Annotated in this window: 8 protein-coding genes and 1 pseudogene; 5 read left to right on the forward strand and 4 right to left on the reverse strand. The window is 62.9% G+C overall.

Features of this window, described 5'->3' with window-relative positions; genetic code table 11:
- Positions 1-147 precede the first annotated feature (147 nt).
- From P8014_RS12530 to P8014_RS12545, 4 genes are all read right to left on the reverse strand, one after another.
- Positions 148-1,950, reverse strand: a complete 1,803-nt coding sequence (locus tag P8014_RS12530) for an ABC transporter ATP-binding protein (protein WP_337817664.1) — start codon at positions 1,948-1,950, stop codon at positions 148-150.
- Complete coding sequence (locus P8014_RS12535) at positions 1,947-3,773, reverse strand: ABC transporter ATP-binding protein (protein ID WP_337817665.1); 1,827 nt, start codon at positions 3,771-3,773, stop codon at positions 1,947-1,949. Before P8014_RS12535 ends, P8014_RS12530 begins: the two co-directional genes overlap by 4 nt.
- Before the next feature lie 10 nt (positions 3,774-3,783).
- Entirely contained in the window at positions 3,784-4,908 is a 1,125-nt protein-coding gene (locus P8014_RS12540) for an MFS transporter (RefSeq protein WP_337817666.1), read from the reverse strand.
- Positions 4,909-5,092: 184 nt separating this feature from the next.
- On the reverse strand, positions 5,093-7,291 hold the full coding sequence (locus tag P8014_RS12545; RefSeq protein ID WP_337817667.1) for a TonB-dependent receptor: 2,199 nt from the start codon (positions 7,289-7,291) through the stop codon (positions 5,093-5,095).
- 271 nt (positions 7,292-7,562) lie between these two features.
- Here P8014_RS12545 and P8014_RS12550 point away from each other — a divergent pair, with 271 nt between their 5' ends.
- The 5 genes and pseudogenes from P8014_RS12550 to P8014_RS12570 all read left to right on the forward strand — a co-directional run.
- Positions 7,563-8,540 (forward strand): AraC family transcriptional regulator, encoded by a 978-nt coding sequence (locus P8014_RS12550; RefSeq protein WP_337817668.1) that lies wholly within the window; start codon positions 7,563-7,565, stop codon positions 8,538-8,540.
- A gap of 278 nt (positions 8,541-8,818) precedes the next feature.
- Positions 8,819-9,262, forward strand: a complete 444-nt coding sequence (locus P8014_RS12555; protein WP_337817669.1) for a hypothetical protein — start codon at positions 8,819-8,821, stop codon at positions 9,260-9,262.
- Between the two features lie 99 nt (positions 9,263-9,361).
- The gene (locus P8014_RS12560) at positions 9,362-15,571 is read left to right on the forward strand and encodes an amino acid adenylation domain-containing protein (RefSeq protein WP_337817670.1); all 6,210 of its coding nucleotides are present in this window, start codon (positions 9,362-9,364) and stop codon (positions 15,569-15,571) included.
- Complete coding sequence (locus P8014_RS12565) at positions 15,568-16,797, forward strand: MFS transporter (RefSeq protein WP_337817671.1); 1,230 nt, start codon at positions 15,568-15,570, stop codon at positions 16,795-16,797. Before P8014_RS12560 ends, P8014_RS12565 begins: the two co-directional genes overlap by 4 nt.
- Positions 16,790-21,769 (forward strand): annotated as a pseudogene (locus tag P8014_RS12570) (type I polyketide synthase); the annotation flags it as partial. The gene P8014_RS12565 and the pseudogene P8014_RS12570, both read left to right, overlap by 8 nt.
- Between the last annotated feature and the right edge of the window lie 96 nt (positions 21,770-21,865).

Below are 21,865 nucleotides of genomic sequence, written 5' to 3' on the forward strand. Positions count from 1 at the left end.
GGCGCCGATACCAGCTTGCCCGCGATGGACGACGGGACGACCGGCTGGACCGGGCGATGCGCCGTCGAGCTCAGCCATGCCAGCGCGGCGAAGTGCGCCAGGCTGACGAGCAGCAGTGGGGCGGCCCATGCCACAACAGTCGTTCGCTCAGGCGCGGACGTCGGCATCGGCCGTTCCCGGGCGCCAAGCCTTGACCGCCAGCTGCGCGTCCCACGAGGCACGATAGCGCCCCGCCCGTGCAAGTAGCTCGTCGTGCCGCCCCTGTTCGACGAGGCGACCGTCCTCGATCACCAGGATGCGATCCGCGCCCGCGATGGTCGACAGGCGGTGAGCGATGACAATGACGGTCTTGTCCCGTACCAGTGCATCGATGGCCCGCTGCACGGCCACCTCGCTCTCGGTGTCCAGCGCGGCCGTGGGCTCGTCGAGAATGACGATGGGCGCATCCTTGAGCAGAGCCCGCGCGATGGAGACACGCTGGCGCTCGCCACCGGACAGACGGCTCCCGATGTCGCCCAGGCGGGTATGCCAGCCCATCGGCAGGCGCCCGATGAAGTCCAGGCAATGGGCGGCTCGGGCCGCGGCTTCCACTTCGGTGTCGGTCGCCTCGGGGCGGGCCATGCGAATGTTCGCCAGTACTGTGTCGTCGAACAGGTACACGTCCTGGAACACCACCGAGATCATGGCGTTGAGTTCGTCGGGGCGGATCGCGCGGACATCCACGCCACCGATGGCGACGTACCCTTCCTGAGGGTCAGCGTGCCGCATCAGCAAACGCGCCAGCGTCGTCTTGCCCGAGCCGGACGGACCGACCAGGGCAGTGAGGCCCCTGGCCGGGAGCGTGGCGCTGAAATCACGAAGCGATGGTGTATCGGCCTGGGCGTAGCGGAAGGTGACGTGCTCGAAGTGCACTTCATGATGATCCGGCCGGGCGCAGGGCTCGATCTGTGGCAGGGGCGGAATGGCAAGCAGCGCCTCGATGCGCTCCAGCGCGGCCTCGATCAACTCCAGCATGCTGGTGTACATCACGAACGTGGAAAGCGGCTCGGAAAAACGCGCCACGATGACGAACACCGCCGCCAATACCGCTACATTGAGCGTGCCCGAGACGACCCAGGCTACGCCGGACGCGAGAATCAGCAGCAGTCCGACTTCCACCACCCCGCTGACTACCCCATTGGGCCCGGCACTCTTGCGGTGGCTGACGGCCTGGATGCGCTCCAGCTCCTCGAAGCCGGTATGTAGGCGCTCGGCTTTCTCGCCCGCCGCACGGGATGCACGCAAGGCAGGTAGCCCCTGGGTGTATTCGAGGATGTCCGCGCTGGTGCCTGCATGAGCTTCGGCCAGCGACCGTTTGTCGCGGCTAAAGGCGGGGCGGCGCCAGCGATAGAGCGGAACGATGATCGGAAAGATCAGCAGCAGTGCCAGACCAAGACGCCAATCCACCGCCAGTAGCGCCAGGGCTGTTGCCAGAGGGGTAAGCACCGCGACCATGATGAGATCGATGATCATCAGGGAGTAATTCAGGTTTTCATCGACGTTGCCGAGCAGGAGCTCGGTCATCTCGCCTGTGCGTTTGTCCTGTAGTCGCTCCAGTGGCATGCGTCGCAATTGCTCGCCGAGCCGCGTACGCAGCGTGTGGTTCACCGCAGCGAGTTCGCCGTTGAACTCGAAATTCTGCGCACGCCAGCGCAGTAACGTGGCCAAGACCATCAGTAGGGTCATGATCACCAGCCAGGTCAGGATGTCCCCTGTATTCGTGGCGGTCTGGATGGAGGAGAACAACGGTACGATGCTTGCGAGCGCCAACCCCTGTACCACGGCTGCAAGAGCGAGGGCGATCAGGCTGGTACGCAAGGATGCTGCGTGCGCACCGGCGGCACGCAACAGTTGCCGGTAGGTCTCGCGCCAGGAAGTGATGCGCGGCGTGGATTCGAGGGCGGCGCTCATCGTGACTCCGGTTGCGGTTGTTCGCAGGTGGGATGGCGGCCACACAGCGCCCAATCCTGGGCCTGTTCGTATTTGCGCCAGAGTCGGGCATAGATGCCCGCGCGGGCGAGCAGCGTCTCGTGGCGGCCGGTTTCCACCAGCCGCCCATGCTCGAAGACCAGAATCTGATCGGCGTCGCGGATGGTGGCGAGGCGATGTGCCACCATGATCACCGTCTTGCTCCGCATCAGTTCGGATAGGGCAGTGACCAGGGCAGCCTCGTTCTCCGGGTCGGCGTAGGCGGTGGCCTCGTCCAGTACCAGGATGGGGCGATCCTGCAGGATGGCGCGGGCGATGGTAATGCGCTGGCGCTGGCCGCCAGAAAGGAACAAACCACGTTCCCCCACCTGGGTGTCGTAGCCCTGCGGCAGACTCATGATGAAGTCGTGGGCCTGGGCCGCGCCAGCCGCCGCAGACACTGCGTCCATACCGGCGTCTGGCAACCCCAGCCGGATGTTGTCGGCGATGCTTCCGGAAAACAGAAAAGTATCCTGGAACACGAAGGCCACCTGGCTCATCAGGGTTTCGGTGGACATCTCGCGCACGTCGACGCCGCCGACCAGGATGCGCCCGGTGCTGACGTCCCAGAAACGCGGGATCAACTTGGCTACCGTGCTCTTGCCGGCACCGGAAGGCCCGACCAGGGCGACGACGCTGCCTGGCGCCACCGCGAAACTGATATCGCTCAGGGCGTCGCCATCCATCTCTCCGTAGCGGAAGCCGACGCTCTCGAAACGGACGCTGGCGTCCGTCGGCATCCGCTCCCGATCGGGTTCCGGCAAAACCGGCGCGGACAGTACCTCCTGAATACGGGCGATGCTCAACTGGGTTTTGTCGACCAGATGCTTGAGCGCTATCAACGGCATCATGGCTTCGGCCATGCCCGTGCCGATCAGCAGCACCGCGAGCCATTGGGCGAACGGCAGGCTGTCACGCCAGGTCAGCCAGGCTCCAAGCCACAGCAACACCGCCAGGGTCGGCATTGGATTTAGCACGGCCATTGAGAAGCGCATCGGGAAGCCAGCCTCCCGATACCAGCGGGTCAACACTTCGAGATACTCCCGCAGGGCATTGCGATAACGTCCGAATGTCGCCGTGCCGCTGTCGAAGGTGCGCACCACCGGCATGGCCTGGACGAAGTCGACCACCGCCGTGCCGACCCGCTCACGGGCTTCGTTGTAGAGCTGGACCATCTCAGCTCGGTTGCGCATTGCCAGGATCATCACGCCAAAGCCGAGCGCCAACACCGCCGCCGCTGCCAGAGCCAGGCGCCAATCCAGAGTAAGGAGAACAAGAAAGGTGATCGCTGGCACGGCGTAGGCACGGGCATGGAGCGGCGTACTGTCGGCGACGAAGACATGCAGGGCCTTGACGTCGTCGTGCATGACCTTGGCCAGAGCCCCCGCGCCCACGGCTTGGATATAGCCCATGGGCACCTGCGCCAGATGCCGGCTGAGATCGGAGCGCAGCAGGGTCTCCAGCCGAAAGGCAGCGAAGTGAGACTCGTTGAAGGCAGCCAGACGAAGCAGGTAGGCGGACACGGTGCAGATCAGCGCACCCAGCATCGCCGACCAAGGCCAGGCGCCGGGTGATTCGAGCAGGTCGCGTACCGTCAGCGCCAGAAAACCCATGGTCGCCAGCCCGAGCACGGCGGAGGATACCGCCAGGGTCATGGCTATGCGGATTCTGCCGCGCACCGGATCCATGATCGTCCACGCATCGGCGTCGGCTGGCGCGGGGGCGATCTTAGCGGTGGATTTCTCGGTGAGGGTGAGATTGGACATTCAAGGCTCCTCAATCCACCTTGCCGGTGGAAAAACTGGGTGACATTTCGGACTCGGGGGCCACATTGGCGACATATAGGCTGTCGGGGACGTGGCGGTAGCTCGGGGCGAGCATCGCCATCAGGACTCCGCTGACAGCCGACGCGACCAATATCGGCAGATAGCCGATCTGGCCCGCCAGGGCCGTGCCCACGGTTATGGATAGGATGCAGAAGAATTGATACAGGCCGTATTGGGCCGCGTAGTCGGTGGCGGGACTTTCTGGCGAAGCGCGATCCATCATCAGAGTGGCCAGTACTACCATCGCCGGGTTGTAGAAGACAAAGAACAGGCTCATGGCGACCGCCACCGACAAATCGTCCACGTAACCCAGGACGGGCAGCGATATGGCGAGAATGGCGGGAACCTGCAAGACGGCAGCGACCGTCGTTGTCACACGCCTGCCCACGCGCCTGATAAACCAGCCGGTGCAGAGCGCGGCGGGCACCCCCAGCAGGGTTCCCACGACGTTGACCACCAGGCCGATATGTTCGAGTGTCCATCCCGCGTCCACCAGAATCGGCGTGATCAGGGCATAGGCCAGACTGACTCCGACCGCATAGAGAGCAACCATCGCCAGCAGGCGACCGCCACCGGGTTCGCGCCAAACCGACCAGACGCGCCGTGAGACCGATATGCCGGATGCGCGGGTGTGGGACGGTTCCCTGAAACCGATCAACTGTACGAGCGAGAGTCCTGTGCCGATGGCGAGGAGCGACGTCGCCCCTTGCCAGCCAATCAGGGGATAGGCCATCAGGACGCCGCCGGCTCCCAGGAGATTGCCAAGCAGGCTGCCGGCGATCTGGAACCCATTGCCCATGCCCCGGCTTTCCCTCGGCAACAGGCGGCACGCCAATCCATCGACCGCGATGTCCTGAGTTGCCGAAAGAAAGGCCAGCAACAGACAGAGCGCGTAGACCATGCTGAAATCCCGCATCGGATCGAAGGTGCCGATCAGCAGCAGGGTCATCACCATCCCGCTCTGTGTGATCAGGAGCCAGCCCTTGAAATGGCCCGTGCGGGCGAAGCCGATTCTGTCCACAAGCGGTGCCCAGAGGAACTTCGCCACCCACACCATGCCCAGCAGATAAAGCATGACAGTGATGGATTTCCACCGCGGGATGATGGATGCCGTCGAGTTTCGCCAGGGCAGCCTTATACATGTCGGGAGAGGCAGGCACTTGGCGCATCATCAAAACCATCGTCGTCTCTGATCTCTGCGTCGGTGGTGCAAAGTGTGACCGGCCTGGCCGTAATTGACATCGCCACAGTACCTTCCATCAGAAGTAACATGCAGCGCCCACGCCGAAGGTGCGACCGCGGGCCGGTGCGCCTGCGGTGACCGTCGGCGTGAAGTAATAGCCGTAAAGGTCGTATTGCTTATTCAGCAGATTGTTGCCATACACGTAGACCTCCGTATTGCCGGAGATTAAGCCGATGCGCATATCGACTTTGCGGTAACTGCCCAAGTCAAAGTGATTCTGTGCGTCGGCTGCTCGTGCCCCCACATGTTGGTAGCTCAATCGGGTATTGAGGACCGGTGTGGACAATCCCATGAATTCGGGTATGGCCTTGCGGTAGGTCACTGCAAGATTCCCGCTCCAATGCGGCACATTGGGGACCTGATTTCCCGATTGGACGTCGCCACCATTGACCCCGGTCGCATCACTGGTGATCGTGGCGTCGGTATAGCTCACGCCGCCGGAGAGCTCGAAACCACGGCCGACCTGCCACGTACCTTCAAGCTCAGCGCCTTTGCTCTCGGTATCCGCGTTGATCGTGCTGGTGGCCATGGTCGTATAGTCGTAACCAAGCAGATGTGCGTCCTTCACCTTGGTCAGGAACAAGGCACCGTTCAAGGCGAGGCGATGATCGGTGGATTCCGTCTTGAATCCGACTTCCAGAGCATTCGAGTGAGCGGGTTTGTAAGGCGTGCTGTCGGCGACCTGAGTGGTAAAGTCGCTGAACCCCCCCGACTGATAGCCGCGTGAGAATGCACCGTAGATATTGACACTAGGCGTGATGGCATAGGACAGCGCTACGCGGCCGGTGGTGTAGTTCTCATCCAGCTTTCGACTATCCAGGACAGTACTGGTGCCGATATAGGTGGCGTCGTAGCGTTTCTTGTCCCAGGAATGACGCAGGCCGCCTGTTACCTTCCATTTTTCGGTGAGTGGGTAGGTCACCTCGCCATAGGCCGCATAACTGTCTGTCTTGAAGTCGCGATTCTGACGGTTGTTGGCACTGTAATAGGAATCGAACGAGCGGTTGGTGCTCGACAGATAAGCACCTGCGACCCAGAAAACCGGCGCAGAGGGCAGGGATGACAAGCGTAGTTCCTGGCTGACCGTTCTTTCATTCGAGCTATCCGTGCCGATGTATTCGATCGGATAACCATACAATGCCTGCATGAGCTGCTTGTCATACCCTTTAACGCCCAGGAAATCCGTTCTGCTGTACGCGGTGATTGAGGTCAAACGGCTATGGCTCAGATCGTGATTGACCTCCAATGAGTAGATGTCTACCGTCTTGTGATTGTTCTCAAACAAACCCGGCGTGAAATCCAGCTTCGCGGGATCGCCATAAGGTCGGAGAATCGTCAGTGAAGGGCTGTGCTTGTTCTTCTCGTGTTCTGCTCTGAACAAAGCCGTGGTACCCGTCCCGTTGTCCCATAGCAGGCTGCCGCGAAATGCCTGATCGGTTGGTCGGGCCAATGGTTTGCCGGTTTCCGCGTTATCGACCCAGAGATCGGACCCGCTGTTGCGCAGGGCAAACCGGCCGCTCAGGTGTTCGGACAAGGGGCCACTGACGACCATCTCCTCCGTATGTTGGTTGTCCTTACCGTATTCACCACGGATATGGCCCTCGAAATAACGTGTCGGCTTGCGCGTCGTAATATTGATCGCCCCCGCCAGACTGTTACCACCGAACAGGGTACCCTGAGGGCCTTTCAGCACTTCGACTTGCTCGACGTCAAGCGTACCCAGGCTCACGTTGCGCATGGACATCGGCACGCCATCGACGTTCAGGGCTACTGAACCATCGTCCTGGCTGACCTGATAGAGCGATCCTACGCCACGGATGAGCACGTTGGCGGAATTGGGATCTCCCCATGAACTGACCTCTACGCCGGGCACGCTTCGCAGTGCTCCCTCGACAGTTTGAAGGTGACGAGACTCCAGTTGGTCGCCATCAATGACGCTGATCCCGAAGGGAACATCCACCGCTCGCTCCTCGCTTTGACGGGCTGTTACGGTCACGGTCTTCAGTTCGACTGCGTCGGCGCCTGCTGTCCCGTTATCGGATGTGGCACTGACAGCCCCCGTCGAGTCGCTGGATGATCCCTTGGCGGACTCCTGCGCGAGGGATGCACCAGGCAGGGCGGCCAGGGCCGTCAACAAGGCGACGGCCAGGGCACTTGGCGCATGAGATGGGATTCGGAGGCCTTGCGGCGTCCTCACGTAAATCGGTTGCGGCATTCATTGCACTCCTGAAGCAGGTTGACGAAACGCCGACAAACGTTGGCCATGGACACGCGTGGTCTGGCTTTCGACCGACCTGGAGCACGACAGACGCCTGGAAACCGCCGGCTGGAGTCCCCGCCACCATCGTTTCCGTCGGCTTATACAAATTGACTCGACGGGCGCGGCAGAAATTGGGAGAATGATTGTGAATGATTCTCAATTGTATTCCTGCCCGATTCGGCTCATCTTTGACCCGAATCGGTTCCAGCGAAGGGAGGTAAGTCACATGACGCCATCAGTACATACGTCATCGGCCCTGTCGTCCGAGGTCGCCGTTTCGAGCCTGCTCGCGGAAAAGCCGGTGCTCCATATGGAGCGGGACGCCAACTGTCGCCTGGTCAAACTGGCCCTGCGTGACGGGGTCGACACGCTGCTGTGGAGCGGGAACCTTGCCCGCCCCATGACCATGAACGTGCGTGACGACTGGGATCGGATCCACTTTTCATGCGCGCTGAAAGGACGCTGCGGCTTCTCCATGGACGGCGATGCCGCGGGAGGAAGCGAGTGCATCCTGCGCCAGGGAATGGGCTGCATCAGCTACACCCCGGGGTGCACGGGGCGATCGTCCTACGCGGACAGCTTCGAGTATGTAACCGTATCCGTGCGTCCCGACATCCTCTCCGACTGGGCACCGGATCTCGACGCATCCCTGGCGCGGATGCTGGATACTGCGCGGTGCTGCGCCATGCACCGTTGCAGCGCGGAAATGCGCGCAGCCGCCGGGGCCTTGAGCGGTGTGTTGCGGATGATACCGGCCGGCCCGGAGAAGGACGCGATACCCGCCCCCTCTGCGGCCTGGTTGCTTGGACAGTCGCTGGTGATGGTGGGTCTGGCGATCGAGGCGCAACGGGACGGGGATGTGCCGTCGCCCAGCGTTTCCCCGGCAGACAGGCGCAACCTGCTTCGCGTACGGGATATTTTGCTGGCCGACCTGACCCAGGCGCGGACCATCGACGCGCTCGCGCGGGAATGCGGCCTCAGCGCGGTAAAACTCAAACGCGGCTTCAGATTGCTGTTCAACGAGAGCGTCTACGGGTTATTCCAGCGGGAACGCATGCACGAAGCGCGTCGTCGCCTGAGCGAGGGTCACACCCCGGTGACCGTGGTGGCCACGGACCTCGGCTACGCGAATGCAAGCCACTTCGCGGCCGCGTTCCAGAAACAGTTCGGCGTTTCCCCCTCGGCCTTCAAACGCCGACGCTGATCACGCTTTCAAGCTTCCCGCCTACCGATCTGTCCCCCGTCCCGAGCAATCCAATCGGGTCCGTCGGCCGCAACTCATACGCACCCTGTCCGTGACGAACGGATACGGATACGGATCCGGGTCGAAACAAACCCGCTCGGGGTGGCGCCACATACGCGAGTCAATACCATTTGTGACTGATTCTCATTCGCGTATGTGTTGAGCATGCGCGTACCACCGACTTGCGCGCTCCCTCGATCGCGCGCCGGTTCGGCGGCCTGTCACAAGGAATGACGCGCATGAAGGAATTCATCGACATGCGGCACTGGCCATTGGTCGGTCTGCACATGCCGGAACAAGTGGCCGACGAACGGGCGGGCGACATGATCGCACAGCTCGAATCGCTGTACGCACGTGCGGAGCCTTTCGTTCTGCTGATGGAAGGAGTCGAGTTCCCTCGCCAGTCGAAGTGCTTCATGACCACCTACGCGCAATGGAGTCGGGATCGATTCGCCGATCAACAACGCCACTGCCTTGGCGCGCTTCGTATCGAGGCGGATGAAACATTGCGGCGTGAGTACCTGCGCAAAGCCGAGGCGTGGAACGATTCCGGCCGCGCTCCGTATCCCTATCGGGTTGTCGCCACACATGCGGAGGCCGAGATGCAGGCGAGCGCCTGGTTGGCTGAACACGGCGTTAGCACGGCGAAACTGGTGCCAGCCGTGACGGGATTGCGGCAATGAAAACGCGATTGGATATTCCTGCAGGACATACTTCCTCGACATCAGATGTCACCGCGCACGCCAATTTGACACGAGATAATCCATACGAGCTGCCATGTCATGTCCGACACTCATCTTGAAACCGGTCGTAAGGAAGTCGATCAACCCGATGCTTCCCATGGGGCTTCTGACATCGACGAGGCGCTGCGCGCCGAGATCGCTGCCGACCTCGGTGTTTCCCCCACGCGGTTGAAAGGGCACACCAGCCTGATCCAACTGGGGATGGATTCGATGCGCCTGATGGCATGGCTGAACCGGCTGCGTAAGCGCGGTCACAGTGTGACACTCAAGGAATTGTATGACGCTCCAAGCCTGGTTGGATGGACCGGGATACTCCAGCGCAAGCAGGCGATCGACCGCGAACGGTCCTTCGAACCCGAGACCTGGCCTGTCATGCGCGACGGAGAAGCGTTCGAGCTGACGCCAGTGCAGCACGCCTATTTCGTTGGCCGGTCACCACAGCAAACACTGGGTGGTGTTGGATGCCATCTCTATCAGGAATTCGATGGCTCAGGGCTTTCCAGCGAAGTGCTGGAAGCCGCCATTCACGCGCTGATCGAGCGTCACCCGATGCTTCGTGTGACCTTTCGCGATGATGGCCTTCAGCAGTACCGAGCGGCATCCCATTGGCCCAGTCTTACTGTTCATGACTTGCGAAACTTGGGTGAACAGGAATGCGTGACCAGATTGCAGACGCTACGCGAGCGGCTCGGGCATCGTATGCTGGCCGTGGACTGCGGAGAAACCTTCGATTTCCAACTCTCGCTGCTGCCCGGAGGGCGGCAGCGCCTGCATGTCAACATCGATCTGCTCGTCCTCGATGCCGCCAGCTTCACCCTGGTGTTCGAGGAGCTTGCCGAGCTGATCCGCGGCGCGACACTGCCAACACCATGCGAGAGGTACGATTTCCGCAGCTACCTCGCGCAACTAGGAAACGAAACACAAACCGCCCGGGAGCGAGCAAGGCGCTATTGGCTGGATAGATTGGAAAGCCTTCCTGCGGCGCCGGCACTGCCACTGGCGCGCGAACCGGAGCAGATAGACGAAGTTCGCATCAGCCGTCGCCGCACAGAATTGAAGGCTGTCGACTGGGAGGCGTTCAAGACTGGAGCCGGCGCGAGCGGCGTGACGCCGACCATGGCACTCGCCACCTGCTTTGGTGCCGTTCTGGCGCGTTGGAGCAACCAGCCGCGCCTTTTGCTCAATCTCACGCTGTTCGACCGACAACCTCTGCATCCAGCGGTCGAGCGCATGATTGCCGACTTCACCAACGTCCTGCTGATTGATCTCGTCGCCGAAGGCGCGCCGTTCGATGAGTTGGCGCGCAGCAATCAGAGCACCTTCGCCGAGGCCCATGAACATCGCCACTGGTCGGGTGTGGAACTGCTGCGTGAACTACGCAAGGGGCAGACGCATCGGCACGGCGCGCCCGTGGTGTTCACCAGTAATCTCGGACGCCCCCTCTATGGCGACGGCACCGGCCCGACACTGGGGGAACCCGGTTGGGGGGTATCGCAGACACCTCAGGTGTGGATCGATCATCTGGCATTTGAGCACGGTTCGTCGGTCTGGCTGCAATGGGACAGCAATGACGAGCTGTTTCCTCCAGCCTTGATCGACGCCATGTTCGATGCCTATGTTTCGGTCGTCCGTTTACTGCTGGCGGATGCCACGGCCTGGCGTATGCCCCTGCCGGACCTGATGTCCGTCGCTCAGCGGGCAGTCCGTTTGCGTGCAAATCAGACGGCGGGGCCGATACCGGAAGGTTTGTTGCACCACGGGTTTTTTCTCGCCGCCGAGCGTAGCCCAGAGGCAGTCGCGCTGATCCATGGCGAGCAGTCACTGACCTACGCGGAACTGGCCGACCAAGCGAAACGCTGTGCCGGTGCACTGGTCGGGCGGGGCGTGCGCCCCGGCGACACAGTCGCGATCAGCATGTCCAAGGGCATGGGACAAGTCATTGCGGTGCTAGGCATACTCCAGGCCGGTGCAGTCTATGTGCCCGTCGCGCTCGACCAGCCCGAGGAGCGGCGCCTGACGATCTATAGGGACGCTGACGTCGCCGCCGTGCTGGTCTGCGCGGATGATGTTGGAGCGGACGGTGCGCCGGATGACGCCGCCCCGCCCCACATCCACTGGCAGATCGCCATCCTCCACAAGGCGCTGGAGGAGTCGGTCTCAGGTGATCCCCTCCAGCCGGCCTACATCATCTACACGTCGGGCTCCACCGGGACGCCGAAAGGTGTCGTCATCTCCCACCGCGGTGCAATGAATACCTGCGTCGATCTGAATCGACGCTACCGGATCTGTAGCAACGACCGGGTTCTGGCGCTATCGGCGCTTCATTTCGACCTGTCCGTCTATGACATCTTCGGTCTGCTGGCGGCCGGGGGCGCCCTGATCCTGGTCAGCGAGGCCCAGCGCCGGGATCCGTCCGTGTGGTGCGACATGATCGAACGCCACAGCATCACGATCTGGAACACGGTGCCTGCCCTGTTCGACATGTTGCTTACCTACAGTGAGGGTCTCGATCTGCGCCCACCGGCTCGTTTGCGAGCGGTCATGCTTTCCGGAGACTGGATCGGGCTAGACTTGCCGCGACGTTATCGTGCCTTCCGTTCCGATGGCGATTTCGTCTCGATGGGTGGCGCTACGGAAGCCTCGATCTGGTCGAATGTATTCGATGTCCGGGAGGTGCCGCCGCACTGGCGCTCGATCCCCTACGGATTCCCGCTCGCCAACCAGCGTTACCGGGTCGTCGACGAACAAGGCCGCGACTGTCCTGACTGGGTGCCGGGCGAATTGTGGATCGGTGGCGAAGGCATCGCCCTGGGCTACTTCAACGATCCAGAGCGTACTGCCCGCCAGTTTGTCGAGACAACGAACGGCCGCTGGTATCGCACCGGCGACACGGGCTGCTACTGGCCCGACGGGACTCTGGAATTTCTCGGACGTCGCGACAAGCAGGTCAAGATCGGCGGCTACCGCATCGAATTGGGCGAGATCGAGGCGGCGTTGCATCGCATCGACGGCGTCAGGTCCGGCGTCGTGTTGGCCATGGGCGGGCGTGAGAAATCGCTGGCGGCCTTTGTCGTGGCGCATGGTGATGAGTTATGCAGCCGCCGACATGCCGATCCGGCGCTGCCCTCCGACTATGGATCACTCTTCGGACTCGCGGTCCCCGAAGCTGAGCGCGAGATGGATATCGAGCGCCTGATCGCAGATTTTCTGAACGACCACTTGCGACGGCATGGTCTGGATTTCGCCGAATCTGTCGACGTCGATGAAGTCGTGCGGCGCTACGGCGCGGAGCCACGCTGGCGTGGGCTCATCGTCCGTTGGCTGAACCTGTTGGTTGGTCAGGGGCGCCTAGCCCTCGACGTGAATGGCGACCGCTACGTTCGCGGACGGCGGTATGGTGAAGCGACGTGGCTGCCAGCGAACGAGGACTCGCTCCACGCGACCGCAGAGGCCCTGCTTGCCCACCATACCGCCCTTGCGCAGATCCTTCGAGGGCAGCGCGCGGCGCAGACATTGCTTGCCCATCCGTTCTGGTCTCCCGAGCATCTCCTGATCCAAAGCCGAGGCATGGTCGCCGCAATCGATGCCTTGGCCGAGGCGCTGGCGAAACTGTCGCATACCTTGAATCGTCCGGTGCGTCTCGTCGAAATAGGCGCTCGCAGTGGTCTTATCGGAGAGACATTGCTGAACCGCCTGGATGCCAGCCACCTGGACTACACGGCGCTGGATTCATCTCAGGAGATGGTTACGCGTGCGTCGGATCGCCTTGCTGTCTTTTCGCATGCGACCGTCCGGCGCTGGGACGACGTTTCCCGGGAAGCACTGGTCCACAAAGGTGATGTGGTGCTGGCCGCAAATGCCCTGCATCGGCTCGATGAGAACTCTATGGATGCCCTCTCGATACTGGCGGGTCCTGCCGCCCTGGTTCACGTGTTGGAGCTGCGTCGCGCCTCCTGCCTGACCATGGTCTGCGCCGATCTTCTCGCACCGGATGAGCACGGCATCTCCGCCCAGTTGCGCGGCGCCGATGAATGGCTTGAGCGGTTCGGGGCGATGGGCCTGCGCTGCCAACTGGGCGACGACGTAGGGGATCACCTGCGCTTCGCGCTACGCGCGCCCAATGAGGTTCGCTATCCTGATCCCCGTAAGCTCGTCGCCGCCCTAGGCGAACATCTGCCGTCATACATGCTGCCGCAGAGACTGCATTTCATCGACGCGCTTCCGCTCACTGCCAACGGCAAGATCGACCACAAGGTGCTGGCCGCCCGCTGTGGGGCAGAGCAGGCCATCGCGGCGGAACAGGAGTCTCCTCGTGGGGACGCCGAGGCTGCCGTTGCCGGGCTGTGGCAGGAACTGCTGCGCGTTCCGGTCGTGCACCGGCACAGTCACTTCTTCCAGCTCGGCGGTGACAGCCTGCTGGCGACACGTTTGATGGGCAGGCTGGATCAGGCGGGTTACACCGCGCACCTTGGGGACCTGTTCAATTACCCGACGCTCGCCGCTTTCGCGGCCACCCTGGCAACCGCAAATCGAATTGCAGACGCCTTGCGGCCCGATCCCGCCACCCGACATGAGCCATTTCCGCTCACCGATGTGCAGCAAGCCTATCTCGTGGGACGCGAGCCGGGATTTTCACTGGGTGGCGTCGGTTCCCATTTCTTCGTCGAATTCGAGGTCGAGGACCTGGACACTCAACGCTTCGAGGCGGCCTGGGATCGGCTGATCGCCCGGCACGACATGTTGAGGGCGGTTGTGCTTGATGGCCGACAACAGGTTCTGGCCGAGGTACCTCGATTCGCTCTGAGGTGTCACCGTGTTGCGAGTTTCGATGGTCCGGACGCCATCGATCTGCGGGAGCGTCTTTCGCATCAGGTGCTCAATCCGGCCCGCTGGCCCGTCTTCGACGTGCAGATGGCCGAGGATGGGAGTGGACGTAGCCACCTGTTCGTCTGCCTCGACAATCTGATGCTCGACGGACTGAGCATGCAGATATTGTTGGCCGAGCTGGAACAGCTATATCTCTCCCCCGATAGCGATCTGCCCGCACTTGATGTTGGCTTCCGCGACTACCTGATCCACCATGCCGGTCGAGAGCCTGTCGAAGCCTCATTGGAGTATTGGCACCGACGCCTGGATGAGCTGCCACCCGCGCCACAACTGCCTTTGCTCCGTGATCCGGCCGAGATCGGTCGCCCACGCTTCGTGCGGCTGTCCGACAGCCTTTCCGTCGAAGAATGGCGCAAGCTCAAGGTGCGTGTCGGAGAGGAGGGGCTGACCCCCTCGGCATTGCTGCTGTCCGCCTACGCAGCCGTGCTCTCGGCCTGGAGCGCGCGGGCCGACCTGTGCCTGAACCTCACCTTGTTCGACCGGCGGCCGGTGCACCCACAGATCGAGCGCGTACTGGGCGACTTCACCTCTCTCCTGCTGCTGGCGTGGCAGCCCGAATCGGACTGGCGCGCGAGCGCCCGACGGCTTCAAGCACGTCTCCGGCAGGATCTCGCGCATCGCGATGTTTCCGCGCTCTGGGTCATGCGCCAGCTCGCGCTGCGACGCGGCCAGCCGTCGGCTGCGATGCCGGTCGTGTTCACCAGCGCCCTCGGCTTCGAACACGACCGCTTCCTGGCCCATGCATCCTGGCTGAAGCCACGCTGGGGGATCTCGCAAACCCCGCAGATCTGGCTTGACCACCAGGTCTATGAATCCGAGGGAGAGCTGCGCTTCAACTGGGACGCGGTGGAAGCACTTTTCGATCCGGAGCAACTTTCCGCCATGTTCGCACAATATACGGAATTGCTGCGTCGGCTCGCCGTCGATCCGGCGGCGTGGAACCTTCAGACCGATACTCTCGTGTCGCGGAGGTGCGGTCACACGGTGTCGTCGGTTCCAGTCGAGTCGATCACGACGGCCATCCCCGAGTCACTCCAAGTGGACAACGCCCTGGTTGACGAGTTGCGCCATCACTTCCGGCAAGTGGTTGGTCAGCCGATTGCCGCGCGGCAGACGTTTTTCGAAGCTGGTGCCACTTCACTGAAGCTCGTGCAGCTTCACAGCCACCTGCGCCAGGCCGGACATGCGAGCCTTGCGGTCACTGACCTATTTGCCCACGCCACACCCTACGCACTGGCGGCGCATTTGGGGACACGTCCAGGCGCAGAGGGCACCCCCAGACACCACCCGGAACCGGAGCGGCTCATCCTTCTGAGTCAACGTAAGGCTCGTGCCGGGCGGCGGGGGAGGGACCAAGCGTGACCCGTTATATTCCCTACTGGTCCTACTACCTCCATCAGGGCATGCTCACGGCGCTGGTCATGCAAGGGGTTGTCGGTTATTTCCGCCATGCCGGGCTGGACCTCGCCCAGCTCAGTTGGTTGTCGCTTGCCATGCTGCCCTGGGTGGGCAAGTTCTTATGGGCTCCGTGGTGCGAACGGCACGCCCTGCCGCTCTTCGGCAACCGCTACCTTGGAAGCCTCGTGATCCTTCAGGTTGGAATGGCCGCGCTACTGGCAGGCATTGCACTGGTGGAACCAACCCGTTCCGAATGGATGATCGTCGCCATCCTCATGCTGCTGACGCTGCTGTCGGCCAGCCACGGCATCTACGCTAACGGTATCCTCATCTGCACCACCGACGAGCGCAGCCGGCCGTTCGCCAATGCCGCCCAGGTCGGCGGCAGCTACCTGGGGATCCCGTTCGGCGTGTTCGCCTTCCTGGCCGTGACGCAATACGCCGGCTGGTCGGCAGGCTTCCTCTCCATGGCGGTACTGTCTCTGATCCTGTTGATTCCCGTGCTTCTGATACGACAACAGGTCCCGGCCAGCGCGGGCCAGGAACAACCGCGCTTCGATCCATCCAGTTTGCGCGCGCTTTGGCCCGCGCTTGCGCTGACGGCAATCTACTACCTGGCGATGCGCGGTCTCATGGCCCTGCAGACGGTACTGCTCGTGGACCAGGGCATGAGTCTGACCGAGTTGGGCCAAGCGCTCACATTCTTCAGCACGGTAGCCAGCGGCCTCGGCGTCCTCATCGGAGGGCTGCTTGCACGGCGGATTGGAGCGTGGCGAAGTCTTCTTCCGGTAATGATATTGCATGCCATGTTGGCCGGCCTGATGGCAGTCGGCTATTCCCGGTTCGATTTACCCGTATGGCTGGTCTTGTTCGGGCTGGTCAACGTCGCGGCTGCCATCGGTTTCGTGACACTCTACAACGTGCTCATGGGGCTGGTGCGACCGCACCAGCCCGCTTCCGACTACGCCCTGTTCCAGTCCGTCGACATGGCCGTCGCCATGCTTGCTTCCATGATCACGCTGCGCATCGCGCATTACACCGGTTACCAGATATCCCTGACCCTGCTCGCGGTCGTTGCGGTCATCAGCCTGTGGCCCGCCAGCCGGTTGCGCCACCGCCTCTCTCGCCCGGCACTCCATGAGCCTGCCGCGGCCAACCCCGAACCTAGCCTGGAGCCACGCCATGGGTGAATGTCCTACACCTGATTTCGATGCCTTGGTGGCAAGACATTATCCCGATTGCGAGCCGATTGCCGTGATTGGTCATGCCTGCCGCTTCCCCGAATCGGACGACTGCGAGGCATTCTGGCGTAACTTGGTGGACGGGCGCGAGCTCAGCCGTCGCTTTTCGAGACAGGAGTTGCTCGACTCCGGACTGCCCGCCGCGACTGTCGATTCCCCGAATTTCGTCAGTGTAGGAACCGTCGTGCAGGATGCCGATGCGTTCGACGCCGATCTGTTCGGTTACTCGCGTCAGGAGGCGGAATCGATCGACCCTCAGCAGAGGCTCTTTCTGCAAATCGTGTGGCACGCCTTGGAGCATGCGGGCTACGCACCTCGGGAGGTGCCCCATAAAACAGGTGTCTTCGGATCCGCCAGGATCAGCACCTATCCTGGCCGTGAGCCGCTGCGCATCGCCGAGGTGGCTCAGGTCAAGGGCTTGCAGTCCCTGATGGGCAACGACAAGGACTACTTGGCCACGCGGGTGGCCTACAAGCTCAACCTGCGTGGTCCAGCGATCACTGTGCAGACCGCGTGTTCGAGCTCTCTCGTTGCGGTTCACATGGCGTGCGAGAGTCTGCGTGCTGGCGAATGCGATATGGCGGTGGCCGGTGGAGTGGCCATTGCCTTCCCACAGCAGGCAGGCTATCTCCATCAGCCAGGCATGATCTTCTCCCCGGACGGCCATTGCCGTCCGTTCGATGCTGAGGCGCTGGGCACTTTTGCCGGCAACGGGGTTGGCACCGTGGTACTCCGCCGACTGGCCGATGCCTTGCGTGACGGAGATCCGGTCATCGCTGTGGTGCATGGCAGCGCGATCAACAATGATGGTGCACAGAAGGTCGGTTTTACTGCACCTTCCGTCTCAGGACAACGCGAAGTGATCCGTGAGGCGATGGCCCTCGCGGGCGTTCTCAGCGGCCAGATCGGACTCATCGAGGCGCATGGCACCGGCACCCCGCTCGGCGACCCCATCGAGGTGGAGGCGTTGCGCGCTGTGTTCCATCAACGGGGGGACGGACCACCCTGCGCACTGGGTTCGGTCAAGGGCAACATAGGGCACTTGGACACCGCCGCCGGGATCGCCAGCCTGCTCAAGGCCATTCTGGCGGTCGAGCGCGGGACGATCCCGCCCAGTCTGCACTTTCGAGCCCAGAACCCGGCGTTGCAGCTGGAAGATAGCCCCTTCCACGTTCCTACCCAGGCCCAGGTCTGGAACGACCCGGTGCGCCTGGGCGGCGTCTCGTCGTTCGGTATCGGCGGTACGAACTGCCATCTGATCGTTGGCTCCCTGCCCGACACGTTGCGCACGCCACGCGTGGATGCAGGAATGCCGTCGACGGGTGCATTGCTGCTCAGCGCGGCGAGCGAGCCCGCACTGCGCCGTCTGGCCGGTGCCTATGCGGAGGCGCTGCGCCACGCTGATCCCGATGACTTGGCCCGCACCGCCCGGCACGGCCGGCAACTGGACCTCACCTTCCGACTTGCGGTGCCGTTGTGCGATGAGACCGCCGCCGCCCTGGCTGCTTGCGCAGCCGGCGACGAGGACGTGCTGGTACACCACGGCCAGGGCGAGCTCGGTGGACAGGCATGGTTGTTCACCGGGCAGGGTTCGCACTGGCCCGGCATGGGCGATGACCTGTACCTGGCTTCGCCGGCCTTCGCTGCCAGCCTGGACCGCTGTCTGGCGGCATATGACGCCGAAATCCCCCTCGATCCGCCTCTGCGGGACGCTTTGCTCGGGACGCGGGGCGATCTGCTCGAACGCATGGAGTACGCCCAGCCGGCCATTGTCGCCTTCGAGCTGGCTATGGCTGCGCATTGGATGTCGCTGGGCCTGAAGCCCGATCGGGTACTCGGACATTCAGTGGGTGAGTTTGCCGCTGCGGTGGTGGCCGGCCATTATGAGCCAGAGCCCGTCATGCGTCTGGTTAGGCGGCGGGGTGCCCTGATGGATCGCTGCGCCAGCGGCGCCATGCTTTCCGCATTCGCGGACGAAGCCACGCTGCTGCCGATCGCGCAGAACATCGGCCTTGATCCGGCGGCCTGGAACGGTGCGCATCACTTGGTGTTCTCGGGTGAGTGCGACGCCATCGAGGTGCTGGCGGCAGCCTTGGACGAGCGGTCCATCCGTTACAGTCGTCTGGCCGTGACCGGGGCCGCGCATTCCCATCTGCTCGATCCGATCCTCGACACGTTTCAGCATGAGGCGGCGACGCTTCGTGCAGTCCCTGGCCGAATTCCCCTCATCTCCACACTGTCGGGCGAATCCATCGATACCGATGCACTCAACGCTCCCGATTATTGGCGACGCCACATGCGCGAGCCGGTGCGTTTCATCCAGGCCATGCGTACGGCGATCGGCCAGGGTACGGACCTCTTTCTTGAGGTGGGGCCTGATGCGCCGCTGACCGGAATCGGACGTCGCGAAGCACCGGACGCTGCGTGGTGGATATCCAGCGCCCGGAGACATCAGCCCGTCATGGCCCAGGTGGAACAGGCCCTGTTACAGTTGTACGCGGCCGGCGCCGAACTGCCCTGGAAAACGCTGCTCCCCGTCAAAGGTCACCGGATCCACGCACCCCTTTACCCATTCGACCGTCAGCGCTACTGGCGTGAAGCAGAGTCCGCGGTTGTCCTCCCGGTACAGCGCACCGTCAACACGGCGCTTGAGGACGGCCGGCGGGTCGCCGCGCAGGCCGCCGAGGAGCTGGAGTTGCCTCGGCTGCAGGCTTTGTACGCCTGCGTCACGAAGCTGCATGCCATCGACGTGGATACGCTGGTGCGCCGCTGCGTCGGCGCGCGCATCGAACAGGGCGTCACCGCCCTGGATGTGCTGCGCGGCGGGCGCCTGTTGCCGCGCCATCGCCAGTTGCTCACGCGTCTGCTCAACGCCTGCGTCGAAGACGGTTACTACCGTCTCGAGGGCGAACGCTACTCGGTCGGCAACGAAGTTTCGCACGCATCGCGCACAGCCCTGTTGGACGAATTGCGCGGCTATTGCGAGGGCCTGGATGTGATAGCCGAAACAGTCGGTCGGGCAGGCGAGAACCTGTACGCCATGATGCGCGGAGAGGTGGAACCGGTGGCGGTCATTTTCCCCGAGGGCGCGTCCAGTGGCGTCGAAGTGCTGTATCAGGACTTCAGCTTCGGTCGATACTTCAATCGGATCGCCGCCGGCGTGGTGGAAGGTCTGATGCGCGAGCGACGGGCACAGGGTAGCCAAGGGCAACCCTATCGTGTTCTTGAAGTGGGCGGCGGCACGGGTGGAACTACCGCCTGGCTGCTGCCGGTGCTGGCGAATGAATCGGCACTCCAGTATGACTTCACCGATATCTCTGTGATCTTCACCCGCCGCGCCGAACAGAAGTTCGCCGCCTATGACTTCCTGACCTACCGCGAACTCGATCTACAGAAGGATACGCTGGCTCAGGGCTTCGAAGCGGGCGGCTATGACCTGATCGTGGCCGCCAATGTGATCCACGCCACCCAGCACGTCGGCCACACCCTGGTGAATCTGTTTCCGCTACTCAAGCCGGGCGGGCGCCTGTTGATGCGCGAGATCACCCGGCCGATGAGGCTGTTCGATTTCGTGTTCGGTCCGCTGGTCCCGCCTCTGCACGACGAGGAGGCGCGCGGCGGCGAACTGTTCCTGACCACCGCCCGTTGGAAAGAACAGTGTCTCGCCGTCGGCTTCGAACACGTCGACTGGCTGCCGGACGACGGAACCACGACGTCGGGGATCAGCGAGCACGTCATACTGGCGAGCGCGCCCGGGCGTCCCATGGCGGCGCCGCTGCCGTGGGAGGCGGAAGTCCGCGACCGCCTGCTCGGTGTGTCGTTGACGGACGACGGCTGTTATCTGGCCGACTGGTCCGATTGCGCCGGCAAGGACGAGTGCTGGCGCGAGCGCGTCCGTGAGGCCTGCATCGAACTCTCAATCCGCCATGGCAGCGGTCGTGAGCCGCTTCAGGTCGACATTCCCACTGTTCCGCAGCGGTTGTCGTTCGTGCGACTGCGCTGGCATGCGGCAGCGTTCGGTGAGGCGCGCCTCGGCATCGAAGTCCGAGACGACAATAACCAATGGCAGCCTGTCCTTAGCCCATCGCCGCCAGCTTTCGATCTGCCCGCTCCCATGCCCGCCCCTGGCACCCACTACGACTGGGAATGGTCGCCCGCCGGAACAGGTTCCGTGGTCGAGGAGGACATCGAACTGCGGGGTGACAGTTCCGGCGCCGCGTCGGCGCTGGGGGCGGCGGGTATCCGAGTGTCCACTGAGGCTAGTTGGGTCATGCTCGTGCTTGGCCTCGTCGATGACGATCCGCTGTCGTTGGTGGACGAGTTGATCTCAGCACTTTCCGGCAGTGAAAGGAAATCCTTGGTGGTCGTCACCCGATCCGCCTGGAGAATCAAGCCCGACGATGAGGTGGATGCCGCACACCACGCGATCTGGGGCCTGTTGCGGGTGGCCGCCACGGAACGAGGCGGGCGCGGGATATCCGTTGTCGATATCGATGCGCATATTGGTTGGGAGGCGCTCGTGCCCGGCTTGGCGGCGGTGAACGCCGGCCATCAGTGGGTTGCCGTGCGCGACGGCCTGGCCATGGTGCCGCGACTGGCCGTAAGAAGGCACAGTGCCCCCGTCTTGCCTGCCCACACCTTTCAGGATGATGGTTGGCATGTGGTGACCGGCGCGTTCGGAGGGCTCGGCCGACTCAGTGTGCAATGGCTGGCCAGCCGAGGTGCCCGACGGATCGCTCTGTTGGCACCCCGCGCGCGTCCGAACTGGCCGGATTTCCAACGCGTAATGGCCGAGCATTATGGATGCGAACTCCATTGGGTGCCATGCGACGTCGGCGATTCGGCGCAGATGACCCAGACGCTGCGGCAACTGGAGGACGATGGTGGTATCTGCGGAGCCATACACGCGGCCGGCGTGCTCCACGATATGCCGCTCTCCAGTCTGGACCGGACGCGACTGGACCAGGCGTTCGCGCCGGAAACTTCCTGGGCGGTCTCATCACTGGCACGTCCGATG

The organism is Acidihalobacter sp. (assembly GCF_037381185.1).
Lineage (GTDB): Bacteria > Pseudomonadota > Gammaproteobacteria > DSM-5130 > Acidihalobacteraceae > Acidihalobacter_A.

Excerpts from the sequence above, each read along its gene's own strand:
- P8014_RS12530 (WP_337817664.1), bottom strand. The coding sequence starts at position 1,950 with ATGAGCGCCGCCCTCGAATCCACGCCGCGCATCACTTCCTGGCGCGAG.
- P8014_RS12535 (WP_337817665.1), bottom strand. The coding sequence starts at position 3,773 with ATGTCCAATCTCACCCTCACCGAGAAATCCACCGCTAAGATCGCCCCC.
- P8014_RS12540 (WP_337817666.1), bottom strand. The coding sequence starts at position 4,908 with ATGCTTTATCTGCTGGGCATGGTGTGGGTGGCGAAGTTCCTCTGGGCA.
- P8014_RS12545 (WP_337817667.1), bottom strand. The coding sequence starts at position 7,291 with ATGCCGCAACCGATTTACGTGAGGACGCCGCAAGGCCTCCGAATCCCA.
- P8014_RS12550 (WP_337817668.1), top strand. The coding sequence starts at position 7,563 with ATGACGCCATCAGTACATACGTCATCGGCCCTGTCGTCCGAGGTCGCC.
- P8014_RS12555 (WP_337817669.1), top strand. The coding sequence starts at position 8,819 with ATGAAGGAATTCATCGACATGCGGCACTGGCCATTGGTCGGTCTGCAC.
- P8014_RS12560 (WP_337817670.1), top strand. The coding sequence starts at position 9,362 with ATGTCCGACACTCATCTTGAAACCGGTCGTAAGGAAGTCGATCAACCC.